Origin of the sequence: Streptomyces sp. NPDC059850 (genome assembly GCF_042731515.1) — a bacterium.
GTDB lineage: Bacteria > Actinomycetota > Actinomycetes > Streptomycetales > Streptomycetaceae > Streptomyces.
On the sequence record NZ_JBHWJI010000006.1, the window covers coordinates 135,875 to 155,013 of the forward strand.

Annotated in this window: 18 protein-coding genes; 13 read left to right on the plus strand and 5 right to left on the minus strand. The window is 72.3% G+C overall.

Translation table 11 applies throughout. The annotated features are described in order from the left end of the window. Position 1: 1 nt before the first annotated feature. The 7 genes from ACFV9T_RS07225 (at position 2) to ACFV9T_RS07255 (ending at position 8,445) form a co-directional block, all read left to right on the plus strand. Positions 2-1,264: an SGNH/GDSL hydrolase family protein gene (locus tag ACFV9T_RS07225; RefSeq protein WP_385437293.1), complete on the plus strand. Its 1,263-nt coding sequence runs from the start codon at positions 2-4 to the stop codon at positions 1,262-1,264. A gap of 182 nt (positions 1,265-1,446) precedes the next feature. Continuing rightward, positions 1,447-3,156 carry an ABC transporter substrate-binding protein gene (locus ACFV9T_RS07230; RefSeq protein ID WP_385437294.1) on the plus strand — a complete coding sequence of 570 codons (1,710 nt, stop codon included), beginning with the start codon at positions 1,447-1,449 and terminating at the stop codon, positions 3,154-3,156. After that, positions 3,156-4,112, plus strand: coding sequence for an ABC transporter permease (locus ACFV9T_RS07235; protein WP_385437296.1), 957 nt, complete (start codon positions 3,156-3,158; stop codon positions 4,110-4,112). The genes ACFV9T_RS07230 and ACFV9T_RS07235 overlap by 1 nt, the downstream gene beginning before the upstream one ends. Then, positions 4,112-5,101, plus strand: coding sequence for an ABC transporter permease (locus tag ACFV9T_RS07240; RefSeq protein WP_385437297.1), 990 nt, complete (start codon positions 4,112-4,114; stop codon positions 5,099-5,101). The genes ACFV9T_RS07235 and ACFV9T_RS07240 overlap by 1 nt, the downstream gene beginning before the upstream one ends. Then, entirely contained in the window at positions 5,098-5,913 is an 816-nt protein-coding gene (locus ACFV9T_RS07245) for an ABC transporter ATP-binding protein (protein ID WP_385437299.1), read from the plus strand. Before ACFV9T_RS07240 ends, ACFV9T_RS07245 begins: the two co-directional genes overlap by 4 nt. After that, a complete protein-coding gene (locus tag ACFV9T_RS07250) occupies positions 5,910-6,971 on the plus strand; it encodes an ATP-binding cassette domain-containing protein (protein ID WP_385437300.1) in 1,062 nt (353 codons plus the stop codon). The genes ACFV9T_RS07245 and ACFV9T_RS07250 overlap by 4 nt, the downstream gene beginning before the upstream one ends. After that, positions 6,964-8,445, plus strand: a complete 1,482-nt coding sequence (locus ACFV9T_RS07255; protein ID WP_385437301.1) for an aminopeptidase P family protein — start codon at positions 6,964-6,966, stop codon at positions 8,443-8,445. Before ACFV9T_RS07250 ends, ACFV9T_RS07255 begins: the two co-directional genes overlap by 8 nt. Here ACFV9T_RS07255 and ACFV9T_RS07260 read toward each other — a convergent pair. Beyond that, entirely contained in the window at positions 8,442-9,086 is a 645-nt protein-coding gene (locus tag ACFV9T_RS07260) for a GntR family transcriptional regulator (protein ID WP_385437422.1), read from the minus strand. The two genes, ACFV9T_RS07255 and ACFV9T_RS07260, sit on opposite strands and share 4 nt — an antisense overlap. A gap of 124 nt (positions 9,087-9,210) precedes the next feature. Between ACFV9T_RS07260 and ACFV9T_RS07265 the strand changes: the two genes are divergently transcribed. Continuing rightward, positions 9,211-10,035 (plus strand): hypothetical protein, encoded by an 825-nt coding sequence (locus tag ACFV9T_RS07265; protein ID WP_385437302.1) that lies wholly within the window; start codon positions 9,211-9,213, stop codon positions 10,033-10,035. A 60-nt stretch (positions 10,036-10,095) separates the two neighbouring features. Here the strand turns inward: ACFV9T_RS07265 and ACFV9T_RS07270 are convergent, their stop codons facing one another. Further along, positions 10,096-10,668 (minus strand): DUF2165 domain-containing protein, encoded by a 573-nt coding sequence (locus tag ACFV9T_RS07270; protein WP_385437304.1) that lies wholly within the window; start codon positions 10,666-10,668, stop codon positions 10,096-10,098. 169 nt (positions 10,669-10,837) lie between these two features. Between ACFV9T_RS07270 and ACFV9T_RS07275 the strand changes: the two genes are divergently transcribed. Continuing rightward, positions 10,838-12,160, plus strand: a complete 1,323-nt coding sequence (locus ACFV9T_RS07275) for a DHA2 family efflux MFS transporter permease subunit (RefSeq protein WP_385437423.1) — start codon at positions 10,838-10,840, stop codon at positions 12,158-12,160. Between the two features lie 156 nt (positions 12,161-12,316). Here the strand turns inward: ACFV9T_RS07275 and ACFV9T_RS07280 are convergent, their stop codons facing one another. Next, positions 12,317-13,867 carry an MFS transporter gene (locus tag ACFV9T_RS07280; RefSeq protein ID WP_385437305.1) on the minus strand — a complete coding sequence of 517 codons (1,551 nt, stop codon included), beginning with the start codon at positions 13,865-13,867 and terminating at the stop codon, positions 12,317-12,319. 100 nt (positions 13,868-13,967) lie between these two features. Between ACFV9T_RS07280 and ACFV9T_RS07285 the strand changes: the two genes are divergently transcribed. Then, the gene (locus ACFV9T_RS07285; protein WP_385437306.1) at positions 13,968-14,699 is read left to right on the plus strand and encodes a TetR/AcrR family transcriptional regulator; all 732 of its coding nucleotides are present in this window, start codon (positions 13,968-13,970) and stop codon (positions 14,697-14,699) included. A gap of 18 nt (positions 14,700-14,717) precedes the next feature. Here ACFV9T_RS07285 and ACFV9T_RS07290 read toward each other — a convergent pair whose 3' ends face one another. Both ACFV9T_RS07290 and ACFV9T_RS07295 read right to left on the minus strand, forming a co-directional pair. Next, positions 14,718-15,380: a response regulator gene (locus tag ACFV9T_RS07290; protein WP_385437308.1), complete on the minus strand. Its 663-nt coding sequence runs from the start codon at positions 15,378-15,380 to the stop codon at positions 14,718-14,720. A 36-nt stretch (positions 15,381-15,416) separates the two neighbouring features. Then, the gene (locus ACFV9T_RS07295; RefSeq protein WP_385437309.1) at positions 15,417-16,631 is read right to left on the minus strand and encodes a sensor histidine kinase; all 1,215 of its coding nucleotides are present in this window, start codon (positions 16,629-16,631) and stop codon (positions 15,417-15,419) included. Between the two features lie 107 nt (positions 16,632-16,738). Here ACFV9T_RS07295 and ACFV9T_RS07300 point away from each other — a divergent pair, with 107 nt between their 5' ends. The 3 genes from ACFV9T_RS07300 to ACFV9T_RS07310 all read left to right on the plus strand — a co-directional run bounded on the left by ACFV9T_RS07300 (position 16,739) and on the right by ACFV9T_RS07310 (position 19,106). After that, on the plus strand, positions 16,739-17,668 hold the full coding sequence (locus ACFV9T_RS07300) for an ABC transporter ATP-binding protein (protein ID WP_385437311.1): 930 nt from the start codon (positions 16,739-16,741) through the stop codon (positions 17,666-17,668). A 14-nt stretch (positions 17,669-17,682) separates the two neighbouring features. Then, positions 17,683-18,417, plus strand: coding sequence for an ABC transporter permease (locus ACFV9T_RS07305; RefSeq protein ID WP_385437312.1), 735 nt, complete (start codon positions 17,683-17,685; stop codon positions 18,415-18,417). Between the two features lie 155 nt (positions 18,418-18,572). Further along, entirely contained in the window at positions 18,573-19,106 is a 534-nt protein-coding gene (locus tag ACFV9T_RS07310; RefSeq protein WP_385437313.1) for an EF-hand domain-containing protein, read from the plus strand. Positions 19,107-19,139: the final 33 nt, after the last annotated feature.

The window sequence follows — 19,139 nt, forward strand, 5'->3', positions numbered from 1 at the left end:
GGTGCGGAGACCCGGCTTATCCGTCCGCGCCCTCGGCATCCTGCTCGCGACCGCCGCCGCCCTCGGCGTGGTCGTAGCCACCGGAACCGAATCCTCCGCAGCCACCCGGACCGCAGCCCAGGCCACCCAGGCCACCACGCCCCCTGCCCCGCGCTCCTCCGTCGTCACCTGGGGCTCCAGCGCCTACCCGGCGGGCACCGCCGCCCAGGATCTGACCTACCGGTTCGTCATCCGCACCAGCGTCGGCGGCCGCGACCTGCGCATCCGGCTCTCCAACGCCTACGGCGACCAGCCGGTGACCTTCGGGCGCGGCTACGCGGGCGTCCGCGCGTCCGGGGCCGCGCTCGTGCCCGGCAGCAACGCGCGGCTGACCTTCCGGGGCGCGTCGTCGGTGACCGTACCGGCGGGCGGCGTCGTCTACAGCGACCCGCTGCCGGGCCGCCGGGTCGAGGCCCAGTCGGACCTCGCGATCAGCCTCTACGTACGCAGCGCGGGCACCCTCGCGACCGGCCACAAGGGGGCCCGCTCGACCCAGTACGTCGCACCGGCCGGTGACCACGCCGCGGAGGAGGGCGCCGCTCCGTACACCCAGCAGATCACCTCCTGGTACTACCTGGACGCGGCCGTGGTGCGGCCGCGCCCGGGCACCGGCGCCGTCGTCGCCTTCGGCGACTCGATCACCGACGGCTCCGCCTCCACCACGGACACCAACCGCCGCTGGCCGGACTTCCTCGCCCGCCGCCTGCTCGCTGACCCCCGCACCCGGATCAAGGGCGTCGCCAACGAGGGGATCAGCGGCAACAAGATCCTGGCCGACGGCTCCGCCGAGAGCGCGCTGAAGCGGCTCGACCGGGACGTGCTCTCCCAGGCCGGGGTGCGCACGACGATCCTGCTGGAGGGCATCAACGACATCAAGGCCACGCCGGGCCCCACCGCCGCCGACTTGATCGCCGGTTACCGGCAGATCATCGCCAGGTCCCACGCGCGCGGCGTCTGCGTGGTCGGGGCGACCGTCATGCCGTACGAGGGCTGGCGGGAGTACGAGGCCGTCGACGAGACGGTCCGCCAGCAGGTCAACTCCTACATCCGCACCAGCGGCGAGTTCGACGCGGTCGTGGACTTCGACCAGGTCGTACGGGACCCCGCCGCGCCCTCCAAGATGCTCCCCGCCTACGACAGCGGCGACCACCTCCACCCCAATGACGCCGGTATGCGGGTGATGGGCGACGCCATCTCCCTCCGCGACCTGCGCTGCGGCCGCTGACCCCTGCGCCCGCTCGGCCCCCGCCCCCGGCACCGCGCGTGCCGGGGGCTTCAACTCGCCCCACAGCACGGCATCTTGGCAACGCCCCGCCCGCCCTTTACCGTCACGAGCACCAGTGCAATGTCACACAGCGCCCCATCGGTGGCCCAGCTCAGTCAGGCCCAGCCCCGAAAGAAGGCACAGTGAATAGATCGCACTCGCTCCGGATCGCCACGCTGACCTCATCGCTGGCCCTGGCACTCGTCGCCTGCTCCGGCGGCGGTCCGCAAGGCCCGACCTCCGCGGCCGGACCCGGCGGCAAGGCGGCCAAGGGCGGCACCGTACGCGTCCTGACCAACGTGGCGTTCTCCCACCTCGACCCCGCCCGTGGCTTCGACGGCGGCGTCAACAACTTCTACCGCCTCATCTACCGCACCCTCACCACCCAGGGAGCGGCGCCCGGCAAGGCCGGTACGGCCATCCGCCCCGACCTCGCCACCGACACCGGCACGCCCTCCCAGGGCGGCAAGACCTGGACGTTCACCCTGAAGAAGGGGCTCCGCTTCCAGAACGGCGACCCCATCACCAGCGCGGAGGTGAAGTTCGGCGTCTCGCGGGCCTGGGACCCCGAGATCGGCATCGGCTCCCCGTACGCCAGGCAGCTCATCGACGCCCCGAGCGGCTACCAGGGCCCGTACGCCTCCGGCGACCTGCCAACGATCGAGACCCCGGACCCGCGGACGATCGTCTTCCAGCTGAAGAAGCCCTACGCGGACTTCGGCAGCGTCGTCGCCCAGCCCACGTTCACCCCCTTCCCCAAGGGCACCGGCGGCAAGGGGGAGTTCGACCGCGCGCCCATCGCCTCCGGCCCGTACCGGGTCGCCTCGTACAAGCGCGGCGCCTCGCTGACGCTGGACCGCAACGAGCACTGGGACCCCGGCACGGACACCGTCCGCAAGGCCCTGCCCGACCACTTCGCGTGGACCTTCGGACTGGACGGCGCCACGATCGACGAGCGCATGATCGCGAACCAGGGCGACGACGCCAGCGCCCTCGCGGGCGGGTCCGGCATCCAGCCCGCCACCGTCGCCCGGATCCAGACCCCCGCGGTGCGGGCGCGCACCCTCTCCGGGCTCACCGGCTGCACCACCTACCTGGGCCTGAACACCACCAGGAAACCCCTCGACCAGGTGAAGGTGCGCCAGGCCATCGCGTACGCCGTCAACAAGGCGACCCAGGTCGACGCGGTCGGCGGCACGGCCAAGGCGCAGCAGGCCACGTCCATCCAGCCGCCGACCGTCGTCGGCCGCAAGAGCTACGACCCGTACCCCAGCGAGGGCGGCAAGGGCGATCTCGCGGCCGCGCGGCGGCTGCTCGGCGAGGCGGGCGCCCGGGGCGGCTTCGCGCTCACCCTCGACATCCGCTCCCAGCCGTATATGCAGCAGCAGGGCGTGGCGATCCAGCAGGCGCTGGCCCCGCTGAAGATCAAGGTCAAGCTCAACACCATCGACACCGCCACCTACTACGAGGCCATCGGCACCCCGTCCCAGCAGCACGACGCGGCGATCACCGGCTGGTGCCCGGACTGGCCGTCCGGCGCCACCTTCCTGCCGCCGCTGTTCGACGGGCGGCACATCTCCGCCAAGGGCAATCAGAATCTGGCGCAGCTGGACGACAAAGCGGTCAACGACCGGATCGCCGCGATCGCCGCCATGAAGGACCTCGACCAGCAGAACGCGGCCTACGGCGAGCTGGACGAGCAGATCATGAAGCTCGCTCCGGTCGTGCCGCTGATGTACGAGAAGTACGTCGGCGTCGTCGGCGGCAACATCGCGGGGGCGTACCTCCACGCGGGCTTCTCCGGCGGCATCGACCTCGTGTCCGTCGGCCTCGCGGACCCGGACAAGTCCTGATGAGCCTCGTCGGCACACCGCTCCCGGATGCCGAGGCGCAGGGCCTGGCGTCCGTTTCGTCCCCGACGTCGGGCCGCCGCGTCGTCGGCGCCCTGCGGCGCGACCGCGCGGCGGTGGCCGCCGCCGCGTTCCTCGGGCTGCTCTGCCTGATGGCCCTGGGCGCCCCGCTGATCACCGCGCTGACCGGCTGGGGCCCGTACGCCTTCGACTCCGCCGCCGTCGACACCGGCCTCGGCGGGGTGCCCAGGGGCTCGTACGGCGGTATCGGCGCGGACCATCTGCTGGGCGTCGAACCGCAGAACGGCCGGGACATCCTGGCCCGCATCGTCCACGGCGCCCGGGTGTCCCTGCTGATCGCGCTCTCCTGCACCCTGCTCACCGGGGTGCTCGGCGTGGTCCTCGGGATGCTCGCCGGGTTCTACCGGGGGTGGGTGGACCAGGTGATCTCCCGGCTCATGGACTTCCTCATGGCGTTCCCCGCGCTGATCTTCATGATCGCGATCCTGTCCTCCCTGCCCGCGGGGAACCGGCCGGTGCTGCTGGTGGTGGTCATCAGCGGCTTCGGCTGGCCGTATCTCGCCCGCGTCATCCGGGGGCAGACGATGGCGCTGGCGAGCCGGGAGTTCGTGGAGGCGGCCAGGGCGTCGGGCGCCCGCGACCGTGACCTGGTGTTCCGCGAGATCCTGCCCAATCTGCGCGGCCCGATCACCGTCATGGCCACGCTCGCCGTGCCCGGCTACATCGGCACCGAGGCCGGGCTGTCCTTCCTCGGCGTCGGCCTCACCCCGCCCACCCCGTCCTGGGGCCAGATGATCGCGAACTCGGTGAGCTGGTACCAGGTCGACCCGATGTACTTCGTGATCCCGGGCACGTTCCTCTTCCTCACCGTGCTGTCGCTGACCGTGCTCGGGGACCGGCTGCGGCACGCCATCGACGAGGGGGAGGCCGCCGCCTGATGCTCCGCTACCTCCTCGGACGGCTCGCCGGTGTCGTCCTCATCCTCTTCGCCGTCTGCCTCTTCACCTACCTCATCTTCTTCCAGCTCTCGCCCGACCCGGCGGTGATGATCTGCGGCAAGACCTGCACCGAGGAGCGGATCGACGCCATCCGCACGGCCCTTGGCCTCGACCGGCCGTTCCTCAGCCAGTTCGGTGCGTTCCTCGGCGGGCTCTTCGCGGGCCGGGATTACGGCTCGGGCGCCACGCTCGTCCACTGCCCGGCGCCCTGCCTCGGCTACAGCTTCCAGACCGACGAGTCCGTCTGGTCCATGATCACCGCACGGCTGCCGGTCAGCGCCACCCTGGCCATCGGCGCCGCGGTGCTGTGGCTGCTCGTCGGGGTGGCCGCCGGGCTGCTCAGCGCCGTCCGGCAGGGGAGCTGGTGGGACCGCGGCGCGATGGCCCTGGCTCTCGGCGGGATCAGCGTCCCGAACTATGTGCTGGCCCTGGTGCTTCAGTACGTGCTGGTCGTCAAGCTCGCATGGCTGCCGTTCCCCTCGGCCGTCGCCTTCTCGGACGATCCGGCGCGGTGGTTCCAGTCGTACCTGATGCCGTGGATGGTGCTCGCGGCCGGATACGCCTGTCTGTACGCGCGGCTCACCCGGACCCAGGTGATCGAGACGCTGTCCGAGAACTTCCTGCGCACCGCCCGCGCCAAGGGGCTGAGCAGGCCGCTTGTGCTGCGCCGCCACGCGCTCCGGCCCGCGCTCACTCCCGTCACCACCCTTTTCGGGATGGACTTCGCCGGGCTGCTCGGCGGCGCCCTCATCACCGAGACGGTCTTCGGCCTCGGCGGCATCGGGAAGCTGGCCGCCGACTCCATCGCCAAGAACGACCAGCCGGTGATCATGGCGGTCACGCTGCTGGCGGCCTTCTTCGTGGTGGTCGGCAACGTGGTCGTGGACCTCGTCTACACCGCCCTCGACCCGAGAGTGAGGATCCGATGAGCGCGCCACCGGGGCTCCTCGTAGTGGAAGACCTCACCGTCACCTTGCCCACCACCCGTGGCCCCGTCGACGTCGTCAAGGGCGTCTCCTTCACCGTCGGCAGGAACGACACCCTCGGCATCGTCGGGGAATCGGGCTCCGGCAAGTCCATGACCAGCCTCGCCATCATGGGGCTGCTGCCGCGCGGCGCGAGAACCACCGGCAGCGTCCGCCTCGACGGCGAGGAACTGCTCGGCCGCCCCGACCGCGAGCTGCGCCGGATCCGGGGCGACGGGATCTCCATGGTGTTCCAGGACCCGCTGTCCTCGCTCAACCCCTATTACCCGGTGGGCCTCCAGATCGAGGAGGCCTACCGGGCCCACCGCGGCGGCTCCCGGAAGGCCGCCCGCGCCGTGGCCGCCGAGGCGCTGACGCGGGTGGGCATCGCCGAGCCCGAGCGGCGGGCGGGCCACTACCCGCACCAGTTCTCCGGCGGGCAGCGCCAGCGCGTCATGATCGCCATGGCGCTCGTCTGCTCCCCGTCCCTGCTGATCGCGGACGAGCCGACGACCGCGCTCGACGTCACCGTCCAGGCCCAGATCCTGCGGCTGCTCGCCGGGCTCCAGGAGCGGACCGGCACCGGGATGGTCTTCATCACCCACGACCTGGCCGTCGTCAGCTCCCTCGCGCGGCGGATCCTGGTGATGCGCGAGGGCGACCCGGTCGAGTACGGGGAGGCGGAACGGGTCTTCTCCGACCCCCACCATCCGTATACGCGGGCGCTGCTGGAGAGCGTGCCGCGCATGGACGACGACACGGAGGCCCCGCGATGAACGCGCGACCGGGGGAGCCGCTGCTGCGAGCCCATGAGCTGACCAAGACCTTCACCGGCCGCGGGCCCGGCGGACAGCTCGGCGGTCTCCTCGGCGGGCGGCACGCGTTCACCGCCGTCGACCGGGTCAGCTTCGACATCCGCGCGGGGGAGACCCTCGCCGTCGTCGGCGAGTCCGGCAGCGGGAAGTCCACCACGGCCCGGATGGCGGCGAAGCTGATGGAACCGACGGGCGGCAGCCTGGAGTTCGCGGGCGAGGACGTCACCCGCGCCAAGGGGCCCGCCCTCGCCGCGTTCCGTAAGGACGTACAGGTCGTCTTCCAGGACCCGTACTCCTCGCTCAACCCGCGCCACACCGTGGAACGCATCCTGATGGCGCCGCTGGACTACCAGGGAATCGCCCCCAGGGGCGGCAGGCGCGCGCTCACCAAGGAGCTGATGGAACGGGTCGGCCTCGACCCCGACCACTCCCAGCGCTACCCCGCGCAGTTTTCCGGTGGCCAGGCCCAGCGCATCGGCATCGCCCGCGCGCTCGCCGTGGACCCGAGGCTCGTCATCTGCGACGAGGCCGTCTCCGCCCTGGACGTCTCGGTCCGGGCCCAGGTGCTCGACCTGCTGCGGCGGCTCCAGCGCGAGAGCGGCTACGCGTACCTCTTCATCGCCCACGACCTCGCCGTGGTGCGCCGCATCGCGCACCGGGTGGCGGTGATGAGCGAGGGCCGCATCGTGGAATCGGGCCCCTGCGCACAGGTCTTCGCCGCCCCGAAGGCCCCGTACACCCGCACCCTGCTCTCCGCGATCCCCCGCATCAACCCAGAGTGGGACCGAACCCGCCGCGCCCGGACAGCCGTGCAGCGCGCCCCAACGACGGCCCGGCCGGGCGATGACCGTGAGGCGGGCGGGCCCGGCGACGACCGAGCGGCCGACCGGCCGGGCGATGACCGCGTGGCGGATGGGCCCGGTGACAGCTGTGAGGCGGACCGGCGCCCCAACCACCGCGAGGCGGACCGGACCGGCGACCGCCGCGTGAGCGACCAAGGAGGCACCACCCATGGCTGACCGCGACCGTGACCGTGACCGTGACCGTGACCCGCACCGGACGACCGCCACACCCGGCCGGTCCGGGCCCGTTCCCGCCGAACCAGACCCCCGCCTGCCCCGGCTGGCCGAACTTCCCGGCTTCGCCGCGTACATGGGGCAGGGCTGGGCAACCCCCGACCGTACGCCGCGCACCACCCCCGGCGTGGCCACGGCCGCCGCCGCGCATCGCGAGCGGCTCGGGGCGCTGTTCCCCGGGCGGGCCGTCGTCGTCGCCTCGGGCAGTGCCCCTGTACGCAGCAACGACACCCGCTACGACTTCCGCCCGGACAGCAACTTCGTCTGGCTCACCGGCTGCGCGGCCGAGGACGCCGTCCTCGTCCTGCGGCCATCGGGCGCGGGCCACGACGCGACGCTGTACCTGCCGCCCCCGGCCCAGCCCGGTGAGCCGGGGTTCTTCTCCGACGCCGCCCACGGCGAGCTGTGGGTCGGCGGCGCGCCCGGCTCCGGCGACTGGGCGGACGCGCTGCGGCTGGAGGTGCGTCCGTCCGGCGAGCTGGAGGCCGCGCTGACCGGGCTCGCCGACCCGCTGATCACCAGTGCGCTCGGCACCGGACCCCTCACCGCCGACCGCCACAAGCCCTCGGCCGAACTAAACCGCGCCCTCGCCGAGTTGCGCATGATCAAGGACGACTGGGAGATCGCCCGGCTCCGCGAGGCCGTGGACCACACCGTCTCCGGATTCGCCGCCGTCGTACGGGAGTTCCCCACCGCCCTGGAAGGCCCCGGCGAGCGCTGGCTGCAGGGCACCTTCGAACGCCACGCCCGCACCTACGGCAACGGCCCCGGCTACGCCACGATCGTCGGCAGCGGAGCCCACGCCCCCACCCTGCACTGGGTGCGGTGCGACGGCCCGGTGCGCCCGGACGACGTGGTCCTGCTCGACATGGGCGTCGAGACCCGCGACCTCTACACCGCCGACGTCACCCGCACCCTTCCCGCCTCCGGCCGCTTCTCCGCCGCGCAGACCCAGGTCCACGACCTCGTCGAGAAGGCCCACCGCGCGGCGCTCGCCCAGGTGCGCCCCGGGGCGCGTTTCACCGACTTCCACCACGCCGCGATGGAGGTCATCGCGCACGGCCTCCACGACTGGGGGCTGCTCCCGGTCTCCGTGGACGAGGCGCTTTCGGACCGTGGCCAGCACCACCGCCGCTGGCTGGTCTGCGGCATCGGCCACCACCTCGGCCTCGATGTGCACGACTGCGCCCAGTCCTCGTACGAGGCGTACCAGGGCGCCGAGATGGCCCCCGGCATGGTGCTCACCGTGGAGCCCGGACTCTACTTCCACGCCCACGACCTGATGGCCCCGCCGGAGCTGCGCGGCATCGGGATACGTATCGAGGACGACATCCTGGTGACCCCGGACGGCTCCGAGGTGCTCTCGGCGGACCTGCCGCTGGACGCGGCGGGCCTGGAGCGCTGGATGAGCGGCTAGGGGGTGGGGGTGTCGGTCAGCGCGGCCGCGGTCAGGGTGAGGTGCTGGACGAGCAGCGCGGCCGCGGCGTCGGCGTCGCGGGCCAGCGCCGCCTCCTCCAGCCGCCGGTGGTCGTCGGCGCCGTCCCGGCCGGGGTCGCGGTGGGCCGACCAGCGGCGGGCCAGCTCGCTCGCCGTCCACATCCGGTCGAAGGTCTCCAGCAGCACGGGGTTGCCGCAGCCCTCCAGCAGCGTCCGGTGGAAGACCCGATGGGCCTCGGACCAGGCTTCGCAGTAGTACGTGCCCTGGTCCGGCCGGTACGCCGGGGTGCGGGCCAGCCGGTGGTGGGCGGCCCGTACCCGCGCCTCCCAGTCGACGTCGCCGCGCTCGACGGACAGGCGCAGGACGACCGGCTCGATCGTGCGCCGTGCCTCGGTGATCTCCTGCCAGCACTGATGGGTGAGGGCGGGCACGGCGAAGCCGCGGTTGTGCAGCCGGTCGGCGAGGCCGTCGCCGACCACCCGCACCAGCGCCTCACGCACAACGGCCAGGCTCACGCCTTGCTCCCTGGCCAGGTCCTGCGGCTTGAGGGCCTCGCCGGGGGCGTATTCCCCCCGCATGATCGCGTCCCGCAGGCAGGTGTAGACCTGCTCGGAAAGCATCTTCTCTGGCATGTCTTCCAGCATAGACGGTTCGCCGCGATAATCGATTATTATTGCTAGAGTCGATGACGGCTCGTCAGTATCCACTGACGACACCTCCTCAACTCTCCGGGAGAACAACCGCATGAGCGCCGTTCGCGAGGTCAGCCTCGCCATCAACCGGACCCACGGATTCATCTACTTCGTCCCCGAGGCCGCGGAGGAGGCCGCCACGTTCGGCGTCACCGAGCGCGGACCGGCGTACTTCGCGTTCCGCTCGGCGCCGATGGGCGCGGTTCCGTGGCAGGTCGCCCTCGCGACCTTCTACAACTTCAGCCCGCGGGCGGTCCGTTCCATGATCGGTGTGTGGGACGCGGCATCGCCCGAGCAGTGGCAGGCCGCCCGCTTCGCCAGCGCCGAACGTGCGCTGCGGCGCGTCGGGGCGAAGCTCACGGACGATGAGATCGCGGAGGCGCGGTCGCTGATCGACCCGGTCGTCGCCGGGGCCGACTACGCGGGCAAGACCCTGGCCGCCGCGAACGCGTCGGTCGCGCTCCCGTCCGATCCGCTCACCGCGCTGTGGCAGCAGCTCACGGTGGTGCGCGAATGGCGTGGCGACGCGCATCTCGTCGTGCTCGGCGCCCACCACCTCGGACCGGCCGACTGTACCGTCCTGCAGGCCGCGACGGGCCGCATGCCGACGGCGCTCGGGCGGGCGACCCGCCAGTGGGACGACGAGGAGTGGGACGCGGCGACGGCGCGTCTCGTCGCGCGCGGCTGGATCGGGACCGACGGTGCCGTGACCGACGAGGGCACCGCGGCGCGCGAGCGGATCGAGGTCGAGACCGACGAGCTGTGCGCCGCGCTCTGGGCGCCGATCGTCGACGAGGGCGCCCGCCGCCTCGCCTCGCTCATCACGCCGATCAACGACGCGTTCACCGCGGCCGGGACGTTCGACCAACTCCGCTGAATCCGCGGCACCCTGGGCGGCGGCGGGCGTTCTCCCGCCGCCGCGCCCCGGTCACTCCGGTCAGCCCTCGGAGCCCGGTTCCGGCCGCTCGGCGGCGGAGGGCAGGTGCGTGAGCACCAGGACCAGGCCGGAGAGCAGGAAGACGCGCGTGGCGGCGTCCAGCCCGTTCCACGACTTCGACTGCCACATGGAGAACCACTCACCGCCGATCGCGATGAACCCGGCACCGAACAGCAGCATCAGCATCAACAGCCCCACCGTGCCCGCGCGGCGGGCGCGGCGGACGACCTCTCCGCCCGCCCGCAGGCTCATGCACCACAGGGCCGTCGCGGCGATGAGGACGGCGGCGGCCAGGGTCTCCCACACGATGATGGCGATGTAGGCGGCGTCCTGAAGCGCGGTGGACTCGATCGCCCGCCACATCAGGTCCTCGTCCTTGAACGTCGTGTCCATCGCCAGGACATGCCGCACGAACTGCTGGTTGGTGCCGAAGTCGGTGATGTTGCCGAACGCCACGAGCGCGATGTACAGCGCCATCGTCCCCGTGAGCACCGCCGAGGCGACGGCGAGGGTGCGGGGCGAACGCACCCCGCCCGTTCGTTCGCTCACCACTCGTTCTCTGACCACGGCCATGTCCTCCCCCTGGATCCCCCTGGACCCTGCTTGATCCCGCTGATCGAGGTGGATCATCCACCATGTACGGGAAAAAGGTCCAGCGCCGGTACGTTTTTCCGGCTGCCGCTTCCGGCTACCACCCACCGGAACCCGCGCGAAGCCGCCCGCGGGCCAGCGCCTGGCCGACATCCGGGCCGGGCTGGGCTTCTCGGCGGCCGCGCTGCCGTGGGTGGTCAACGCGTACACCCTCGCGTTCGCAGGATTCCTGCTGCTCGGTGGCCGGTTGTCCGACGTCTTCGGGCAGCGGAGGGTCTTCGTGGCGGGCATGGGACTGTTCACGGCGGCGCGGCTGGCGGGCGGGTTCGCCGGGTCGGCCGAACTGCTGCTGGTGGCACGCGCGGTGCAGGGTTTCGGTGGTGCGCTGCTGCTGCCGGTGACGCTGTCGCTGCTGACCACGACGTTCACCCATCCGCAGCACCGCGCCCGCGCGCTGGGCACGTGGAGTGCCGTCGGCGCGGTGGGCGCGGCGGTCGGGCCGGTGATCGGCGGGGTGCTGACGCAGGGAGCGGGCTGGCGCTGGGTGTTCTTCGTCAGCGTGCCGATCGGAGTGGCGGCCATCGCCGGAGCCGTGGTCGTCCTGCCGCCGCGCACCCGCCCGGCCGTACGCGCCCGGCTGGACGTGGCGGGCGCCGGGATGTCCACTGCCGGGCTGGTCGGCGTCGTGTACGCGGTGATGCGCTCGTCCGCCGTCGGCTGGACCGGGCCGGAGGTGCTCGGGTCGCTGGGCGGCGGGCTCGCGCTGCTCGTGGTGTTCGTGCTGCACCAGGCGCGGTGGGCGGACGCGCCCCTGGTGGCGCTCGGCGTGCTGCGGCTGCGTACGGTCAGCAGCGGCAACGTCGTGATGCTGCTGCTCGGCCTGGGCTTCTACACCAGCTCGGTACTGCTGTCGCTGTACCTCCAGGACGTGCACGGCTATCCGCCGCTGCGTGCCGGGTTGGGGTATCTGCCGGTGGGGCTCGCGATGTTCGCCGGGGCGCAGGTGGCGGGGCCGCTGACGATACGGCTGGGCGCCCGCCGGGCGACGGTGCTGTGCTGTCCGGTGGGCGCGGCGGGCTGCGTCGCGATGGCGGCGCTGATCGGTGCGGACAGCCCGTATCTGGTGTCGGTGGTGCTGCCGGGGGCGGTGTTCGGGTTCGGTACGGCGGCCTCGTTCACCCCGATCACGGTCGTCGCGACGGGTGAAGTTTCCCGGGAGCAGGGCGGGTTGGCCGCCGGACTGCTCAACACGGCGCGCCAGACGAGCGGCGCGATCGGGCTCGCCCTCCTCACGACGGTGGCGGCCGCGGCGGCGACGATGCCACGGTCGCTGTCGGTCAGGACGCGGACGAGGCCTCCGGGGTGCGGCGGCCCGGGATGTCCGCTTGCGCACGGAAATACGGGCACCGCTCCAGGGCGGCGGGTTGTCGACAGTCCGTGTCCCTGGGGGACCAGGCGGTTACGGAAGCATTAACAAGGCTCCACAGGTATCGACGTCGTACCGTATGTTGATCGAGTGAGCTCACAAGACCCGGAACCCCGACATCCGTTCACCGCGGTCCGCAAGACGGACAGAGTACTGGCGATACTGATCATCATCGGTATCGCCTTCGGAGTGTTCTGGTTGGTCTCAAGCCTCGCCTCGTCCTACATAGGGTTCTTCACCTGAGCCCTCCGGCCCGGCCGCCGCCACCCTGGAGCCGCCACGATCGGTGCGGCCCGGCAGGGCGAAGAAGGCCACGGCCGCGGCCGTCAGAGCGGTCGCCATCCCGATGGTCATGGTGAGGGACAGGGCATCGGCGAAGGCCGAACGGGCCGACGCGGCCAGATCGCTTCCACCTGCGCGGCCACCGGCGTACGACAGCGTGGCCCCGAGCGAGGACATCGCGTGGTCGGGCAGGCCGCCGGGAAGCCCGGCCCGGTAGGCGGTGGCGAGCAGACTGCCCAGCCCGGCCACCCCCAGCGCGATGCCGAGTTGCTGGTGGGTGTCGTTGAGCGCGGAACCCATGCCGGCCCGCTCCGGGGGGACCGCGCCGAGCACGGTGCTGGTGGCCGAGGGGCCCGCGACACCGGATCCCATCCCGGTCAGTGCCAGCCCGCCGGACACCGCCACGTAGCCGCCGCCCTCGGACAGCGAGGCCAGCGCCGCGAAACCGGCCGCGGTGACGGCGAATCCCGCCACGACGCAGGCCCGCGCCCCGAACCTGGCCGGTGCCCGGCCGCCCACGGCCGAGCCCGCGACGACCCCCACCGCGAGCGGTACGGCCGCCAGCCCGGTCTCGAACGCGCTGTAGCCCAGCACCAGTTGCAGATGCTGGCTCAGGATGAACAGCGTGCTGCCCGTCGCGACCGTCATCATCGCCACCGCGAAGCTCGCCCCGGAAAACCTCCGGTCCCGGTACAGCCGCAGATCGACCATCGGCGCCGGGGAACGGGCCTGCCGTACGCCGAAGCCGGCGAGCGCCGCCACCGCCACCAGTGCCCCGGTCAGTGCGGCGGCGGAGGCGTACCCGTGCGCCGGGGCTTCGATCAGGGTCCACACCAGGCCGGTCATCCCCGCGGTGACCAGCACGGTGCCGGGCAGGTCCAGCCGCCGCCCGTCCCCGGCCCGCGTCTCGGGCACCAGCCGTACGATCCCCGCCAGGGCCACCGCCACGACGGGAACGTTGATCAGGAAAACCCCCGCCCAGCTCCACGCGTCGACCAGCGCCCCACCGAGCAGGGGCCCGGCGGCCATGCCCACGGACGCGACCGCGCTCCACACCGCGAAGGCCCGCGGGCGCTCCGCCGCGGGGAACACCGCGACGAGCACCGCGAGCGTCGCGGGCATCACCAGCGCCGCGCCGACGCCCATGAGGGCCCGCATCGCGATGAGCCACCCCACCGTGGGGGCCGCCGCCGCGAGCGCCGACGCCAGGCCGAAGACCAGCAGCCCCACGACGACGGTGCGCCCCCTGCCGTAGCGGTCGGAGAGCACCCCCGCGGTGATGAGGAGCCCGGCGAAGACCACGACATAGGCGTCGATCACCGCTTGTAACTGCCCCGTTGAGGCCCCGAAGGCGTCGCCGATGGCGGGCACCGCGACATGCAGAACCGTGTTGTCGACGACGATCACGAGAAGGGCGGCGCACAGCGCCACCAGGATCGCCCACCGGCGCGGATGGCCTTCTTCGTTGCTCATGTTCCTCCCTCGTCCCTGTTGTTCTCCTACAGTGTTGGATTGCGTCCATCACTGTAGGGGAGCGAGGAGGTGTGATGGCGGCGAGATAGGCTGCGGCCTCGTGAGCGCGAAGCCGAAGAACGGGAACAAGGGAAAGAAGACGCCGGAGAACGCACCGGGATCGGTCTGGTTCCGGGCGGAAAAGGCCTCCCGCACACGGCCTCAGCTGTCGCACGAGCGGATCATCGCCACCGCCGTGGAGCTACTGGACCGTGACGGCGTGCACAAACTGAGCATGCGTCGGCTCGCGGAGCGGCTCGGTGCCCATGCGACCAGCCTCTACTGGCACGTGGCCACCAAGGACGACGTCCTCGACCTGGCTCTCGACGCGGTCTTCGCCGAACTCGACCTCCCCGAGGAGCACGGCGCCTCCTGGCTGGCGGACGTCGAGGCGTTCATGACCGGGCTGCGTTCCGTCCTGCTGCGGCACCCCTGGGCCGCCGCCCTGGCCAGCTCCCGGCCTCTCATGGGCCCCCACGCCCTGCGCTGCTCGGAGTTCGCCTACACCGCGCTCGCCACCGGCGGCTTCGAGGGGGTGCACCTCTCGTCCGCCGCGGCCACGATCACCCACTATGTGATCGGCTCCGCCTCCTCCGAGGCGGTGTGGCGCGAGCGCACCGACGAGGCGGCCACCCGCTCGGCCGTGGACGCCCACCTCCGCGCCCGTATCGGCGCGTACCCCACCCTCGCAGGCCACTTCCCGCTCCTCGACAAGGACGACTGGGACGCCCACTTCCACCGCGGCAAGCGGCTGTTGCTGGCCGGTCTCACCTCGCCCGAGGCCCGCGGCTAGTCGGCCCCGGCCGCCGGGTCATCGGCCCGGGGAGACGAAGCCCGATTCGTACGCGGCGATGACCGCCTGGGTGCGGTCCCGCGCGCCGAGTTTCGCCAGGACGGAACTCATATGCGACTTGACCGTCTCGGTGCCCACCACCAGGCGCGCCGCGATCTCCGCGTTCGACAGGCCGCGGGCCACGAGGCGCAGCACGTCCCCCTCCCGGTCGGTCAGCGCGGCGCGCTCCAGGGTGGCCCGGGCCTCGGCGGTGCCGTGGGTTTCGCCGTACGCGGCGGCCAGCTGGCGCACCGCCGCCGGGAACAGCAGGGAGTCGCCCTCGGCCACCAGCCGTATGGCGTGCACGATCTCCGCCGGGCGGGCCCGCTTGAGCAGGAACCCGTCGGCGCCCGCGCGCAGCGCCCCGTACACGTACTCGTCGTTCTCGAAGGTCGTCACCACGACGATCTTCGGCGGGTCCGGGACCGTGCGCAGGACGGTGCGGGTGGCCTCGATGCCGTCCATCAGCGGCATGCGTACGTCCATGGCGATGACATCGGGGCGCAGTTGGCGTACCAAGGGGATCACGGCGGCTCCGTCGGCCGCCTCGCCCACCACCTCGATGTCCGGCTGCGCCTCCAGTACGGCGCGCAGGCCCGCCCTCACCAGAGGTTCGTCGTCGACCAGGAGAACGGTGAGCATCCGGTCAGCATAGGGGGTGCCCGGAGGGCGTCTTGATCACCGCACCGGCAGATCGACGTGGACCAGCCACTGGCCGCCGTCCCGCTCCGTGCGCGCCTCGCCGCCGAGCAGCGCCGCGCGCTCGCGGATGCCGCGCAGCCCGCTGCCACGGCCCGTGACGGCCGCCGCTGCCTCCGCGCTCAGCGGATTGCGCACCTCCAGCCGCAGCCGCGCCTCGTCCACGGCGATGCGGACGCGGACGGGTACGGGGCCCGCGTGCCGCAGGACGTTGGTCAGCGCCTCCTGCAGGATCCGGTAGCCCTCGCGGGACACCGGGCCCGGTACCCGCTCCAGCGGACCGGTCACCTCGGCGTCGATCCGCGCCCCCGAGGACCGGGCCGACTCCAGCAGACGGTCCGCATCGCCGAGTGCGGGCCGGGCGCCGGGCGGGGGCGCGGTTTCGCGCAGGACCATCAGGACGCGTTCCAGATCCTCCAGCGCGGCCCGGCCCGACTCCTCGATGGTCTCCAGCGCCCGGTCGGTGAACTCCGGGTCGCGGGCCGCCCGGGCGGCGCCCGCCTGGACCACGGCCAAGGTGAGGGCGTGGCCGAGGGAGTCGTGCAACTCCCGGGCGATGCGGTTGCGTTCGAGCAGCCGCTCGGTACGTTCCTCCAGCTCGGCCAGGCGCTCCCTGGCCGACGGGCCGAGCAGCCGTGGGGCGGCCGCCGCCATGAGGGCGCCCGCCCCGGCGGCCAGCGCGACCAGCACCAGCGGGGGCACCGGCACCAGCAGGGCGTACGCCCAGCCCGTACCCGACCCCAGCAACGCCGAGTCGCTCACCTCGGGATCCCCGGCCGCCGCCCCCACGAGCGACAGGGTCAGGGCCATCAACTGACCCGTCACCAGCGCCACGGCGAGGCCCGCCTCCAGCCGCAGCACCAGCCACACACCGGTTCTGGCCCGGTCGCTCCACGAGGCGGACGGAGCGGCGGAGACCCCCGGGTCCCCGTCGCCGCGCACCCGTGCGTGCGGCCCGGGAAACAGCATCATCCGCGCCTGCAGCCCCTCCGCGCGGCGCGTCACGGGCACCATCGCCGCCGCCAGGACCAGGGGGACCGGCAGGACCGCGATCAGCGCCCAGTCGGACGGCGACGGACGGACCAGCCCCGGATAGATCATGGCGCAGACGAACGGCACGATCGACCCCACCAGCAGGTGAAGCCAGCGGGTGTACGTGACCGCACACGTCAGCGGCAGCAGGAGGCCTGGCATGCCGTCATCGTGGCAGAGCGGGCGGCGCGGCGGCTCCCCCGCGCGGGGGAGCCGGTCTCCTCCGGCGGGGGATGCCCGCGCCCGGGCCGTACGGCCAGGCTGAAGCCATGACCAGCATCGACGTACATGACCTGACGAAGGAGTACGGCAGCACCCGGGCCGTCGACCGGCTCACGCTGAGCGTCGAACCGGGCCGGGTCACCGGGTTCCTCGGCCCCAACGGCGCGGGCAAGTCCAGCACCATGCGCCTCATCCTCGGCCTCGACCACCCCACCTCCGGCACCGCCGTCATCGGCGGCCGCCCGTACGCGACCCTGCGCGAACCGCTGCGCACGGCCGGGGCCCTGCTCGACGCACAGGCGGCCCACGGCTCCCGGACCGCCCGCGATCATCTGCGCTGCCTCGCCGTCAGCAACCGCCTCCCGGTCCGCCGCGTGGACGAGGTGCTGGAGGAGACCGGTCTCGCCACCGTGGCGGGCCGCCGTATCAAGACCTTCTCGCTGGGCATGCGCCAGCGCCTCGGCATCGCCACCGCGCTCCTCGGCGACCCGCCCGTACTCCTGCTGGACGAGCCCGCCAACGGCCTCGACCCGGAAGGGATCGTCTGGATCCGCCAGTTGCTGCGCCGACTCGCCGAGGAGGGCCGCACGGTCCTGGTCTCCAGCCATCTGATGAACGAGACCGCGACGTATGCCGATCACCTCGTCGTCCTCGCCCGGGGGCGGCTCCTGGCCGATGTGTCCATGCGCGACTTCATCGAGCAGCACAGCCATCCCCGCGTACGGGTGCGCACCAGCGACCCGATCCGGCTGAGAGCCACGCTGGTGGCGCGCGGACACACCATGCTGGAAGGCGAGGACGGCGGCTGGGTGGTCGACGGCGCCAAGGCCGAGGAGATCGGGGCCGTCGCCGCCCGCGAGGGCATCCCGGTGTTCCAACTCGCCGATGAGCGCGCCTCGTTGGAACAGGCCTATCTCGCCCTCACCGCCGACGAGGCGGAGTTCACCGCCGCCGTTCCCGCTTCCCCGACCACCTGACAGGAGACCCGACCATGTCCGTCACAGCGGTGCTGCACTCCGAGTGGATCAAGATCAGATCCATCCGGGCGAGCTTCGGCTCACTCATCGCGGTCTTCGCCGCCACACTGGCCATCACCGTCCTGGCCTTCGCCACCGTCGGCCGGGCAGAGCTGGACGACTCCGAGGACCGTGTCTTCGACGCGTTCTACGCGATCAACTTCGCGCAGATCGCCGCCATCGCCTTCGGCGCCACCGCCGTCTCCTCCGAATACGCGAACGGCGCCCTGCGGATCTCCCTGTGGGCCGTACCGCGCCGGGGCCTCTTCTACGCGGCCAGGACGGCGGCCGTGGCGGGCGCCGGGCTCGCCGTGGGGCTCGTCACCGCCTTCGCCAGCTTCTTCGCGGGCCAGGTGTTCCTGGGCGAGGACGCCATCGGCCTCGGTGAACCGGGAGCGCTGCGGGCCTGCGTCGGCGCGGGCGTGTATCTCGCCCTGATCGCCCTGTTCGCCGCGGGGCTGACCTTCCTGCTGCGCAGCGCCACCGCGGTGCTGAGCCTGCTCATCCCGTTCATCCTGATCGTGGGCTTCGTGGTCGGGGACATCGCCGGGGGAGTCGCCGACTATCTGCCGGACCGCGCCGGACAGCAGGTGCTGTACCAGGACCCGATGGGAGACCTCGGCCCCTGGGCGGGTCTCGCGGTGATGGCGCTGTGGGTGGCCGCCGCGCTCCTCGCGGGCTGGTGGGCGGTGCGCCGCCGCGACGCCTGACGCCACGTCGCGTTACGTCACGCCTGAGGCGCGCTTTTCACTCGAAAGAGAATACACAACGGTCTCATCCTCCTGGCCGTTCTCGGTAATCTTTCCTGCGCTTCGGAAAATATTCGAGGCACGGCGAAGTGTCGGCACTGGAGGGTGGGGACCTTATGGGCGCGCTACTGGACCAGAAGTACGAAAAGCTGTTCGCCTTGCTGGATGTCAATGGGGATGGCGTGATCGCCGAAGACGACTTCGAGCTGATGGGCGCCCGCGTGCTGGCCGCTGTCGGCGAGAAGCGCACGGCGCCCAAGGGCAAGGAATACGCCGACGCGCTGATGACGTACTGGCGGGCACTGCGCGAGACCGCCGACGCCGATGGTGACGGCCGTATCGACAAGGGCGAGTTCAGCCAGGCCCTGAGCCAGGTGAGCGACCACTTCGACATGTTGATCGCCCCGCTCTACCGGGCCGGTTTCCGCCTCGGCGACCGGGATGACGACGGTCTGGTCGGCAAGGGCGACTTCGTCGCGGTCATCGCCGCCATCGGCGTCCCCGAGGAGGAGGCCGGGGCGGCCTTCGACCGGCTGGCCGAGGGCGGTGGGCAGCTGACGCAGGACCAGCTGATGACCGCTGCCGCGCAGTTCTACCGTGACGAGGACCCGGTCAACTCGGCGAGCCATCTGCTCTTCGGCGCACTCTGAGCCGAGTTCACGGCGCGGCGGGGGGATACGGGG